This is a genomic window from Paenibacillus xylanilyticus (assembly GCF_009664365.1).
Classification (GTDB): Bacteria; Bacillota; Bacilli; order Paenibacillales; family Paenibacillaceae; genus Paenibacillus; species Paenibacillus xylanilyticus_A.
Map to the genome: position 1 here is coordinate 6324367 of NZ_CP044310.1, position 12087 is coordinate 6336453.

A 12087-nucleotide genomic window follows, 5' to 3' on the forward strand; every position below is an offset into this window, starting at 1 on the left:
ATGCCTTATTAATCACTACACCATATCGTCCCTCATGAAGCTCCATAATATGTAAACCCACCGAATTTGATCATTACAGCGACACTTCGATGAGTTCTGAACTATTGACGTGTTACCTTGGTTAGACGAAGGCATTACCGAATTTAGGGGGGAACATATTGAATCGCTTGGTTTACATCATACTTGTCATCATTGCCACTTCGCTTATGGGTTCTTCTTTTGCTGTTGGCAAAATCGGGCTCGCTTATATCTCTCCACTTCTTCTCGTAGGTACCCGCTTTACACTGGCTGGAGGACTCATGGCACTATGGGTATGGAACAAAAATCTTCCTTCCACCTTACTGGACTGGACCCGATTATTCGTTATTGGTATGTTCCAGACAACTGGGGTTATGGCCTGCATCTTTCTTAGCATGCGTACCATTCCTTCTGGAGAGACCTCCATTCTTACGTTTACCAATCCGTTGCTGGTCGTTATATTGGGAGGTCTGTTTCTCCATCTGAAATACCGGTTTTATCAGTGGATAGGTGTCGTTATTGGTATTGCAGGAGTGTTTGTTACGTTGGGATTTCACTTGCAGTTATCAGAAGGAACGTGGCTGGGCATAGGCTCCGCGGTGTCGTGGGCCATTGCTACTTTACTCGTAAAAAAGTGGGGGGCCCGCTTCAGCACCTGGGTGCTGACCGCTTATCAGATGTTATTCGGCGGCCTGCTCCTATTACTGCTCAGTTTAACGCTGGAGACACCACATCTGGAGCTTAACGCCATTTCCATTCGTGCTGTTCTATACCTGGCACTGCTTGGCTCCATTGTTCAGTTTGCTGCATGGTACTACCTGCTGAGCAAAGGCGATCCTGGCAAAACAAGCGCCTTTCTTTTTCTAGCTCCGTTCTTCGGCATACTATCTGGCTGGCTGCTTCTTGGGGAGGTCATCCGGAGCTACGTTTATATTGGCGGGTTATTTATATTCCTGGGGATCTTTTTGGTAAACTGGACTGGAGGAAAGAAAGACATTGCACCAAAATAAAAATATTCATGCCTGATTTTCGGCGATGCCCTGCGCATCGTTTTTTTATAATAACAAAGACAGATGTAACTTCCGTAAAAACAGCATCTTGCTGGCTGGAACAAAAATCGTAAGGACGTGCGTGTAATGATCTCTACTGAACTGAAAGAACAATATTATCAGGCGCTGGTTGCCAAAGATTCGGAATACGAAGGTTTATTCTATGTTGGTGTCAAAACGACGGGGGTATTCTGCCGCCCTACCTGCCCTGCACGGAAACCCAAATATGAAAACTGTGAGTTTTACGAGACTGCACAGCAGGCACTGCTCGCTTCATTTCGCCCCTGTCAGCGTTGCCGTCCATTATCCCATCCCAACCAGGTATCCGATGTAGTCCGAATACTGGTCGAGGCCGTGGAGAACAATCCGGAAAAGCGCTGGAAAGGTCAGGATTTCAAGGATCTGTCCATCGATGAGTCCACGGCACGCCGCCAGTTCAAAAAGCGGTTCGGCATGACCTTTGTGGAGTATGCTCGCGCACGTCGCATGGGACTGGCTTTGAAGAATATCCGCTCAGGCCGCACCATTATCGATGCCCAGCTATCGACAGGTTACGAATCCAGCAGCGGCTTCCGGGATGCTTTCTCCCGAATTATGGGTGCCGCTCCTACTCATGTGGATGACGGGCGAGTGCTAAAGGCCTCCTGGATCGATACACGTCTTGGACCCATGATGGCCGTGGCAGATGATACAGCCCTGTATCTGCTTGAATTTGTGGATCGCAGAGGTCTGGAGCGGGAAGTGGAGCGTCTTCGGAAACGAACCAAGTCGGCCATCGTACCGGGTGTAACTGAACCCATTCGCTCCATAGAGAGGGAACTGACAGCGTATTTTGACGGGACTTTAAGGGCATTCGACACCCCGTTGTTCTGTTTAGGAACACCATTTCAAAAGAGCGTCTGGGAGCAGCTTATGGCGATTCCGCCAGGCGAGACAAGGTCATATCAGGACATCGCTGTTGCACTGGGTAAACCGTCCGCATGCCGTGCAGTCGCACAGGCCAATGGGGCGAATCAACTGGCCATTGTAATCCCGTGCCACAGGGTCATTAATGCAAGTGGTGATCTGGGTGGGTACGGCGGTGGCCTCACTCGCAAGAACTGGCTGTTAACCCATGAGAAGACTGCTTATGAACAAATTCGTTGAGACATCATCAGTGAAAAAGTAATCATTAATAACGATATAACGGAGGAGAATCATCCTATGCAGACCCTGAAAGAACAAACACAGCTATTTCACCAGCTGCACATCAAAGGTAATCCACTCGTGCTAATCAATGTGTGGGATGCCGGAAGTACAAAAGTCATTGAATCGATTGGAGCCGCAGCCATAGCCACCGGAAGCTGGTCTGTTGCTGCGGCTCATGGTGAGCAGGACGGAGAGATCATGCCGTTTGAATGGGTACTTTCCAATCTGGCTCGCATCACATCCAGCACTAAACTGCCTGTTACCATCGATATGGAGGGAGGGCATGGCAGGTATGCGTCAGAAGTGAAGGAAAATGTCCTCCGGGTCATTGAACATGGCGCTGTCGGCATTAACATCGAAGATCAACTTCCTGGTGGAACAGGTCTCTATGCCATCGAGGAGTTCGTCCTGCGCTTGAGAGCCGCTCGGGAAGCGGCTGAACAGATGGACATTCCCCTATTCATTAACGCTCGGACGGATATATTTTTGCAAACGGCCCCAGCGCAGCATACCTCATCCCACTTGGAAGAAGCCTTGGTACGATCCCGCGCTTATGCTGAGGCAGGAGCCAGCGGCCTATTCGTTCCAGGCCTGCAGAACCCACAACTTATTCAGGAATTATGTGAACGCTCCCCGATTCCAGTAAACGTGATGGTGACATCTAATGAGCCCACACCAGCGCAGCTCGCGAGGCTTGGGGTAGCCCGGGTAAGCTATGGACCTTATCCTTATCAGAGTGCCATGGAACACTTGAAGGAACTCGGACGAAGCATTTTACTTGAAACAAGCTAAGAAGATTCAGGTACAGGAGTGGTATTTAAACAGAAAAACACGAGGCAGTCATGCACTCGTGTTTGTTTACGCTTTGATCCCATAGTTCCACACAGCCTTCTAACGTATACCGGTAACCACTACTCTTTTCTGCCCTTCATTGTAAGCGGCGCATTCTTCATCATGGGATAGGTGCATAGAATCAACCCCCAGCTCAAAGCCCCCAAGACCGTGGCAAACACCAGGATGTTGATACTCGTGAACCATTTTACGAGAACACTCAGGTCAGATAAAACGAAAGCCAGTGTAAGAATCAGGCCCAAGCCGAAGAACAGGATCAGGAAATTGCGCATCCCCAACCGTATCCAGCAAACCGTCAAAAAGATAGATAACCCGAGGACAAGAAATCCAACCATCAAGTCAATCCAGAGATAGGACAAGAATTGATAATGACTTGAGTGCAGCCTACCCAACTGATAAAAGGTTACACCTAGCCATCCCGCTTCATGAAGCAGATGCATGATGAGATAGATCACATTCAGAATGGTAATGGTACCAACCACCATCCATGCAGAGATGAGGTAGAAGGATTTCAGAAACTGAATCCGGGTGCTCCCCAGTCCAATTGCAACGGGGTACAGCGTAATGAGACCTGCCACGGCAAATGCACAGATCCCCCCATACATGGGTCCGAACAGCTGCGTGGTAAAAGCAACATCAAATATGAAGCCCACTGCCAGATATACTGCCGTAAGCATAAGTGTAATGAGTGAGAAGAGCATTAGATACCAACGCATATCATCCAGAATCAGTCGATTTGTACCTTTAACTGCATTCATCCCTTAAGCACCTCCTGTTTCCGCGTCAGGTTAACCAAATAGTCCTGCAGTGTCGCTTTTTCTATGGAAAGGCCATGCGCCTGCGCTTTATCCCTCCATTCCTTGGAGTAAGAGGCGTTAATCATCACCTTTTTTGTTGATCCGAGCTGTATAGACTCCATGATGGATTCTCCTTGGGTAACCTGATCTACATCTCGAATTAACCCTGTTAGCAGAACTCCTTTTTCGCGCATCTCTTCCATCTGTTCATGACACAGGACGCCACCTTGATGAAGGACGATGATTGACTCACATAACGGCTGAATCTCTTCAATATGATGGGTAGAAATCAAAATCAAACGGGGATGCTCTTCATAACTTTCAAGCAAGGCATTATAGAAAAATTTGCGTTTCTCTGCATCCAACCCGTTAGTCGGCTCATCCAGAATGGTAACACTCGCTTGGCTTGCGAGGCCAAGAACCATCTGGGCAGCTGTTTTCATCCCTTTGGAAAATTTGACGATCTTCCTTTTAGATGGTAATTCAAACCGATCAATTAACGACTCTGCCAATTCCTGATTCCACTCCGGATGAAAATACTGACCGAATCGTACCAGGTCACTTATTGTCCAATTCCTGCCCAGCGGGTGATTCTCCTGAACGTAGCAGAGATGCTTCTGGGCAGCCAGATTATTATAGGGGTTCTCCCCCATGACTTGAATGCTGCCCTGATCCGGACGATTATGTCCAGCAAGCAAACTCATAAGCGTTGTCTTCCCGGCTCCGTTTCTCCCCCAGATCGCACTAATGACCGGCTCACTTTCATGCAATGTGACATGGTCCAAAACAGGTGTCTGATGGTAACCGTAGCTTACCTGATCTACACGAATCATGACTCACTCTCCTTGTCTCTCTTGCCTTTAATCAGATCGATAATCATGTCTTCATTCATATGAATCCGTCTGGCTTCCTCGAGCAGTGGCATAATGTATTCTTCGTAAAAATGCTGCTTTCGCTCAACCAGCAGTGCATCTCTTGCTCCTTTGGCGACAAACATCCCAACACCTCGCTGTTTATAAATGATTCCTCTGTCCACAAGCTCCTGCAGCCCTTTGCGCGCTGTTGCCGGATTGATATTGTAGAACCGCGAGAGCTCATTCGTCGATGGAACCTGCTCTTCCGCCTGTAATCTGCCTTCCACAATATCATCCATAATCATCATGGCAATCTGATGAAATATGGGCTGTGATTCATCCAAAGTCGATTTCATGCCAATCCAACTTTCGTTATTTAGGTTAATTGGTTAGTTACTCATGTAACTAACTATAGTACACAGATATTCAAAAGTAAATAGCCGACTATCCCGTATTTCATTTTTTTGAACCTGCAGGATGGAGTGAGTTCATCCGTTTAAGATGGAGCCACCCCTCCTTTGTCATGGCAAAGGCAAACAAAAAAAACGCCTCTGAATGAAAATTCAGAAGCGTTCCAATTTCCTAATGGGATTAAGAGCCGAAACCATGATCAGCGGTTCTCATAATTTCGGGGTTTGGAGCATCCGTACTTAAGTCAGGCTCACTTGCAGGAGTTAGTATGCTTACCACAATGCTACATGTAGCTATCAGCAAAGCCAACTTTCTCTTCATTGAGTTTCTGCACCTCACTAATAATCATTTTGTACTGCTGCTTGGCTGTATCGGTCGCATAATCCCTATACTGTTCAAACAATCCGATACCCCTTAGCATACCCCTGCCGCTGCTAATTACAATAGAAAATCTTAAGCTATCAAGCACGAATCCCAAGCCTTTATGATATTCATCTTTCTTTAGATAATACGCTCCAAGATCAGCTAAAAGACGTAAATAACGATCATCTGTAACCTGCTTGCTAACCTTTCCAATTCGATTACTCTGTTCCTGATACGTAAAATAGGATTGATACTGTTCAAGAACATAATCGATATTTTCACCATAACGATTAGCGGCGGTGACTATATCGCAAAGCGCAGGAAAAATTTCATTTTCCTTGGTAGATATATATTCTAAATAGGAAGGCAGTATCTCGAACTGCCCCGCCATCAATTGATAGATATAACGATTTGCTACAGCCCATTCCTGGAACTGATGAATAACCACAATCTCATCCTGATCGGGGTCTTTAACCCAGCTGTTATCTGCATATAATGAGACATATTTTAAAGCACTATCGTAATCTTTGAGATGATAACATGCACTTCCAGCAGCCAAATCGGAATAAAGGACATAGAAAACAATAGGCTTTTTGGTTTCTTCCTGTTTTCTTCTGCCATTCAATTCATAATGAATGGTTGCCTTCACTTTTAGCTTCTCGGACAGCTCCTGCACTTTGCTCCATCGGTGTAGTGCTCCAAAAGCATTGATCAGTTCATTAAGAGCGTCCAACTGATATCGTTCATCCAGGCGATCGACATAATACTCGAACTTGGCTGCGATGATCAGGTTTCTCTGCTGGTCATTGGTCAGACCCAACTTGAACAGCCGATACTGACATAGAGCAAGACGCTCCGAATGCTGCATTTTCTCACTCTCAGCAATCGTTTCATATAAGAGAATGGCTGGTTTAAATCTGCCTTCGTGGTAGAATTCCTCAGCCAGATCAAATAAAAGGGGAATATACGATAGGTTATCCATCATCAATTGGATAACCTCTTCAATACAATTTAGCTTGTCTAACTCCGCACAACGGTGAAGGAAGGGGCCCAGTCTTCGCCAATCGGGGGTAGCATGAACGAAACACTCATCTATATACAATTCATAGAAATGGCCTTCTTCAAGCTTCATGGCTGAAGTGATTCGGTCCAACTGCTGCATCGCAATCGGGCGGTTTTTGTTCAAAATATTGCTCAGCGTACCCGAATTAATACCCGATGCTTCCGAAAAAGAACTGATGGACATCTGCTCGCGCTTCAGATAATTCTCTAAATGATCGCGAATCGTGGTTGTCGGCTCCAAACGAACACCACCCTCCCAAATTAAAGCCATATACAGGATTAACGGTTTGCAAAAGTAATTATATGTAATCCAAAAGAAAGGGTCAACATAATAATTTCAACTAATTTGTATTAATTACAATTTAATCCTTTTGATAAAATAAACCCCGTTCCCCTATTTTATACCGGGAATGAACTCGCATCAAATCAAGGAAAAAACAAAAAACACGAGCCGAATAAATGCTCGCGTTTTCGTATAAGAGAGTAGTCTCTACGACTCTGTTTGTGAATCAGACTTAAGGCAGGATGTTGCCGGCAGCACGATAGATTTCGTACCACTCCTGGCGTGTAAGATGAACATCTCCGGCTTTCACACAGTCCTTCAGGCGTTCAATATTCGTTGTGCCCGTTACAGGCTGCATTTGAGCTGGGTGACGCAGCAACCAGGCAATGGCGATGGTGGTGTTGCTCACATCATATTTGGCTGCAATCTCATCGATCTTGGCGTTCAGTTCCGGGAACTTGTCGCTGCCCAGGAATACGCCCTCGAAGAAGCCATACTGGAACGGAGACCAAGGCTGGATCGTGATATCGTGCAAACGGCAATAATCCAAAATACTGCCATCACGGTTCACGGCTGCATCGTTCTCCATGTTCACGTTGATCCCGCTGGAGATCATTGTTGTGTTGGTAATACTCAGCTGAAGCTGGTTGGCTACCAGCGGCTGCTTCACGTACTTTTTCAACAGTTCAATCTGGTTCGGGTTCTGGTTGGATACGCCGAAATGACGCACTTTGCCTTCGCGCTCGAGCAGATCAAATGCCTCTGCCACTTCTTCAGGCTCCACGAGAGCATCCGGACGGTGCAGCAGCAAGACATCAAGATACTCGGTTTTCAGACGCTGCAGAATGCCATCCACTGAATTCAGGATATGCTCTTTGGAGAAATCAAACATGCCCTTGCGGATACCGCATTTGGATTGCAAAATCATATTTTCACGAACCTGGGGATTCATCTGTACCGCCTCTGCAAAAATCTCTTCACATGCCCCGTTTCCATAAATATCAGCATGGTCGAAGAAGTTCGCACCGACTTCCATGGCGGAATGAACAAATTGTTCTGCCTCTTTGTTGCTGAGTGAATTGATGCGCATGCAGCCTACGGCCACAACTGGTACTTCAAGTGAGCTGCTGCCAAGTTTTATTGTTCTCAAGGTGATTTCCCTCCATATTCGGATAGATTGTATATACTTGTCTTCCAGCTATGATTGTGACACAGATCTGCAATCGGTTTCAATGGATTTTTAGATATCTTATATGGAAAAATGGTTGTTTTTACTTCAACTCTCGACAGGCTTACGTTTCTTGAGGCACGATTACTTCAATATGTTGGGGCAGAACGCTGATCTGGATGGGCAGTGCAGGCCCTTCCTCTCCGTCCACATTGGTGCGAACCGATTCAGTGCAGCTTACCCGGACCTCTTTGGCCGTAAAATAATCCACATCCTTATGGTCCTTCAGATGCCCAAACAACAAGGAGGTTCCCAGTGTCAGGCTGTTGAACACACTGATATTGCGAATTACAAAACAATGAATCAGTCCATCGTCCACTACTGCATCCGGAGACAGCTTCTCAAATCCGCCAACCGAATTGGTTAGCGCAGCAAGAAACAACGGGGATTCACCCTCCCACGTCATCCCATCGTATTCAATCTTCAAAGGATTGGCTTGCGAGGACACAAGGTCCTTCAATCCTTCCCTCAAATAAGCCAGGGAGCCCAGCTTCGACTTGTCTTCCGATGAGACAGAAGATAACGCCTCAGCCAAAGAACCAGCTGCCACCACATTGGCGAAGAGACGATCATTAATTTTCCCCAGATCCACCCTGCGTACCTGATCTGAACCAAGCTGCTTAATGGCTTCATCCGGATCGAGAGAGAGATGGAGCGCACGAGCAAAATCATTCACTGTACCGAGTGGCACAATCCCCAGCCTGGGACGATGCTTCTGATCCATCATGCCATTAATGGTCTCATGCAGTGTGCCGTCTCCCCCAATGGATATGACCAGATCACAGCCGCCTTGGCAGGCGTCCAGACAGTAACTGGTTGCATCACCCACCCCGGCTGTCTCATTAATCATCACTTGATATTGCTGCGATTCCAAAATCGCCTGAACCTGGGACACGTACTGCTGCGCCTCTTCTTTTCCCGATGACGGATTGCTAATGATCATGGCTTGACGCATAAACGCCTCTCCCCTCCACCTGCACATATTTACTTCTTCTATACCCTTTCTCGGGGGAGAATGAATAAGGCTCGCAGTCCAAAAGATTTTTTTGGTAAAGTTCACCTGTAGGAGTACAGATCAAGGCTTGTTTCATATAGAATAGAAGTAGAGTTGTTACCTGTCCCCTGAAATTAATGTTCCTTTTCTCGGCTGACGGGTTAATAACTAGAGAAATGTTAAGGATTTACTCCTGTTGATCTGACTTTAACTTTGGAGATGGACTACATAAAAGCAGAGAATTTCAAGAATATCGGAGGGAATGCATGCAATGAAAAGATTGGCACTACTATGTCTAATATTCATTCTAAGTATCGGTGCGTCGGGGCAAGCCATGGCCTACGCAACGATGGACTCAGGCAAAGGCATCATAGAAGATCCTGCACTGGAAAACGGACTTAAACTGATCTTGAACAAACCGGTAGATTCACCCTTAACTTCCTCCGACCTGGAACAGCTTACCGTTGTTGATCTGAGTAATGCAGGGATACAGAGCCTGTCGGGACTGGAGTATGCGACCAACCTGACACATCTCCGCCTATATGGCAATGAGATTGAGGATCTGACCCCGCTGAAGCATCTGGACCAGCTCCGGGAAATCGACGTAAGCAATAATTATATTACCTCCATTGATCCACTCGCTGACCTGAAGGAACTGGGACGGCTGTACATCAGCAACAACTCTATCTCTTCTATAGAAGTGGTTCGTGGCTTCACCCGCTTACATACGTTTTACGCGAGTGGCAATCAAATTTACAGCCTATCTGCCTTGTCTGATCTAGATCATCTGAAATGGCTGGAGATTTCCAACAATGAGATTACGGATCTGTCTCCACTGGTTCATCAATCTCGGCTGCAGCAGCTGAACGTAGCAAATAATCGGCTTCAATCACTGGCCCCACTGACCGAAATGGACAATACATTATTGAGACTAAACGTGGCAGGCAATGCCATCTCGGACCTGACACCCTTGCAGCATATGACGCGTCTTCAGGGGCTCGACATTTCGAGTAACCACATTCAGCACCTCAAGGCACTTGAAGGTTTGGTGCGGTTAACCGAGCTTAATGCGGAATCCAATCAGATCTATGATCTGGAGCCATTACGACAGCTCACCAAGCTGGAGGTACTGAAGCTTGCAAACAATCGTGTATGGGATCTGACGCCGATTGCCGATTTTACTTTTACACAGGCTATTCCCGTGAATACGGTCCAGGACATCGGAGCCTCCACCTCTGTATCTCCTAATGTACTGACCCCAATGACAGAAGCGGATTCCGCTGGATTGACCGTGCAAAATAACTACCTGGACGTATCGAGTGGCAGCAGTACCATGAGTCTCCTTAACCAGATGAATGTGCGGGAACAGAAACGCACACCGCAAGGCCGTTTCCAGCGTCTGATCGAAGGATCGACCACAGCCTATGTGGGTGATCGCACATACGCCCTGGAAGCTGCACCTTTTATCCATGAAGGGCGTACGTATGTGCCACTGCGATTTGTGTCCGAACAACTGAATGCCCAGGTGGGTTGGGATCGCAACAAGCAGGAGGCCGTAATCACACAAGGTGAACAAACCATTCGCTGGACTGCCGGCAACAAACAGGTAGTGGTAGATGGTTCGCTCCTGATGAATGATGCCCCCTTGTTGATCGAAAACGGTACGGCTTTTGTGCCTGTCCGCTTTGTTTCGGAGCAGCTTAACACGACAGTCGGATATATCGGGCGAAGCAAAACGATTTTGATTTTTGAGAATAAACAGGCGGACAACAGTATTGACTCTTAAATGTTACGATAAATAAGCCTATCGCAGGTTCTTGTATGAACTACATGCGATAGGCTTATTATTTATACAATCGGTTTAATCCTTTGGCACATCCCAGCTAGCCAGCATACCCCTCGCCATCTCCATGGTCGACTCTTCCCCTGTGATTAGAGCAAACTTAGCAACCAGTACCGGGTAAGCAGCCCACTGCTCCCGAATATGCTCAAACATCCGGGGCCATGTTTTTCCCCCTGCCTTTTCGTAACGCTTTAACAGATCGCGCAATCCGGCATCCTGGAAAAGCCCATACAAGATCACAAAATCCTTCCCCGGATCAGCGATCTCCGCTTCCGTCCAGTCGATAAGCCCGGTAACCCGCTGTGTAGGATCGACGATAATATGCGGTGGATGCAGATCACCATGATTGAATGTGACGTGCTCAGGCCAGAAATGGTCTGTAGATACCCATTTTTCCCACCGCTCGGCGAGTCGCTCCGGTACCGTGAAGCTCTGCTTAATCTGCTCCATATTGGCGGCAAACTCCTGGCGGACTTCCCTAGGCGTTTTGCTCAGCACTCCGTCTTGTACTGCTGCACTGGCATCAATACCATGCAGTTGTACGAGTGCAGCAGCCAGTGAATCAAAGAATACATCCGATAGGTCTTCCAGTGGAAAGCGCCATGCATATCCTCCCCCAGCAGGATCGAACACAGCAATCGGTTCACCGTCCAGCAAGGGGTACGCAATCAGCTCCGGTGTACAAATTTGCCAATCCGGCACTTTAACAGACAAGTGCTCCTTCACAACCCCCAATACCTTGCGCTCATTCTCGGCACGCTCCCATACATCTCCACGTCTCGGCTGGCGCAGAACCCACTTTTGCCCACTCTCATCCGTAGCAAAGGCCACCCTGAAGTCCATCCCCGACTCATTGATTTCCATCGAATCTTTGCGGATTCGAAGCCCATTCTGTTCAGCAAGCAGCCATATCTCCTGTTGAAGTTTTACCTGTTCATTCGAAATTGGTCCTGTCATACCCATTCCTCCCCTTTTCCTCAGAAAAATAAAAAAACACAGACATTCACGCCTGTGCTTGATCTCGGATTAAGGGATATACCTAAATATGTGCAGTCCAATAGTGGTACACCAAAGAACCACTCCTAGACAAGAGTGTCCACTATCGATTACGGCATACGTGTAAATAGGCAAACCACTCCCGATTA

Annotated in this window: 11 protein-coding genes; 4 read left to right on the forward strand and 7 right to left on the reverse strand. The window is 47.1% G+C overall.

What is annotated here, in order from left to right; translation table 11 throughout:
- Positions 1-158: 158 nt before the first annotated feature.
- The 3 genes from F4V51_RS28185 (at position 159) to F4V51_RS28195 (ending at position 3047) form a co-directional block, all read left to right on the forward strand.
- On the forward strand, positions 159-1028 hold the full coding sequence (locus F4V51_RS28185) for a DMT family transporter (RefSeq protein ID WP_153980428.1): 870 nt from the start codon (positions 159-161) through the stop codon (positions 1026-1028).
- Positions 1029-1154: 126 nt separating this feature from the next.
- Positions 1155-2213 carry a bifunctional transcriptional activator/DNA repair enzyme AdaA gene (locus F4V51_RS28190; protein WP_153980429.1) on the forward strand — a complete coding sequence of 353 codons (1059 nt, stop codon included), beginning with the start codon at positions 1155-1157 and terminating at the stop codon, positions 2211-2213.
- Between the two features lie 57 nt (positions 2214-2270).
- On the forward strand, positions 2271-3047 hold the full coding sequence (locus F4V51_RS28195) for an isocitrate lyase/PEP mutase family protein (RefSeq protein WP_153980430.1): 777 nt from the start codon (positions 2271-2273) through the stop codon (positions 3045-3047).
- A gap of 119 nt (positions 3048-3166) precedes the next feature.
- On the opposite strand, the gene F4V51_RS28200 is transcribed toward F4V51_RS28195, so the two are convergent.
- The 6 genes from F4V51_RS28200 to F4V51_RS28225 form a co-directional block, all read right to left on the reverse strand.
- Positions 3167-3865: a hypothetical protein gene (locus F4V51_RS28200; protein ID WP_153980431.1), complete on the reverse strand. Its 699-nt coding sequence runs from the start codon at positions 3863-3865 to the stop codon at positions 3167-3169.
- A complete protein-coding gene (locus F4V51_RS28205) occupies positions 3862-4737 on the reverse strand; it encodes an ATP-binding cassette domain-containing protein (protein ID WP_153980432.1) in 876 nt (291 codons plus the stop codon). Before F4V51_RS28205 ends, F4V51_RS28200 begins: the two co-directional genes overlap by 4 nt.
- Complete coding sequence (locus F4V51_RS28210; RefSeq protein ID WP_095290679.1) at positions 4734-5114, reverse strand: GntR family transcriptional regulator; 381 nt, start codon at positions 5112-5114, stop codon at positions 4734-4736. Before F4V51_RS28210 ends, F4V51_RS28205 begins: the two co-directional genes overlap by 4 nt.
- A 338-nt stretch (positions 5115-5452) precedes the next feature.
- Positions 5453-6835 (reverse strand): helix-turn-helix domain-containing protein, encoded by a 1383-nt coding sequence (locus F4V51_RS28215; RefSeq protein ID WP_153980433.1) that lies wholly within the window; start codon positions 6833-6835, stop codon positions 5453-5455.
- 274 nt (positions 6836-7109) lie between these two features.
- Positions 7110-8027: an aldo/keto reductase gene (locus F4V51_RS28220; RefSeq protein WP_153980434.1), complete on the reverse strand. Its 918-nt coding sequence runs from the start codon at positions 8025-8027 to the stop codon at positions 7110-7112.
- A gap of 142 nt (positions 8028-8169) precedes the next feature.
- The gene (locus F4V51_RS28225) at positions 8170-9060 is read right to left on the reverse strand and encodes a diacylglycerol/lipid kinase family protein (protein WP_236146665.1); all 891 of its coding nucleotides are present in this window, start codon (positions 9058-9060) and stop codon (positions 8170-8172) included.
- Positions 9061-9370: 310 nt separating this feature from the next.
- Between F4V51_RS28225 and F4V51_RS28230 the strand changes: the two genes are divergently transcribed.
- Positions 9371-10885 carry a leucine-rich repeat domain-containing protein gene (locus F4V51_RS28230; RefSeq protein WP_162010006.1) on the forward strand — a complete coding sequence of 505 codons (1515 nt, stop codon included), beginning with the start codon at positions 9371-9373 and terminating at the stop codon, positions 10883-10885.
- Positions 10886-10960: 75 nt separating this feature from the next.
- Here the strand turns inward: F4V51_RS28230 and F4V51_RS28235 are convergent, their stop codons facing one another.
- Complete coding sequence (locus tag F4V51_RS28235) at positions 10961-11899, reverse strand: macrolide 2'-phosphotransferase (RefSeq protein ID WP_153980437.1); 939 nt, start codon at positions 11897-11899, stop codon at positions 10961-10963.
- Positions 11900-12087: the final 188 nt, after the last annotated feature.

Excerpts from the sequence above, each read along its gene's own strand:
- F4V51_RS28190 (WP_153980429.1), top strand. The coding sequence starts at position 1,155 with ATGATCTCTACTGAACTGAAAGAACAATATTATCAGGCGCTGGTTGCC.
- F4V51_RS28195 (WP_153980430.1), top strand. The coding sequence starts at position 2,271 with ATGCAGACCCTGAAAGAACAAACACAGCTATTTCACCAGCTGCACATC.
- F4V51_RS28200 (WP_153980431.1), bottom strand. The coding sequence starts at position 3,865 with ATGAATGCAGTTAAAGGTACAAATCGACTGATTCTGGATGATATGCGT.
- F4V51_RS28205 (WP_153980432.1), bottom strand. The coding sequence starts at position 4,737 with ATGATTCGTGTAGATCAGGTAAGCTACGGTTACCATCAGACACCTGTT.
- F4V51_RS28210 (WP_095290679.1), bottom strand. The coding sequence starts at position 5,114 with ATGAAATCGACTTTGGATGAATCACAGCCCATATTTCATCAGATTGCC.
- F4V51_RS28225 (WP_236146665.1), bottom strand. The coding sequence starts at position 9,060 with ATGCGTCAAGCCATGATCATTAGCAATCCGTCATCGGGAAAAGAAGAG.
- F4V51_RS28230 (WP_162010006.1), top strand. The coding sequence starts at position 9,371 with ATGAAAAGATTGGCACTACTATGTCTAATATTCATTCTAAGTATCGGT.
- F4V51_RS28235 (WP_153980437.1), bottom strand. The coding sequence starts at position 11,899 with ATGACAGGACCAATTTCGAATGAACAGGTAAAACTTCAACAGGAGATA.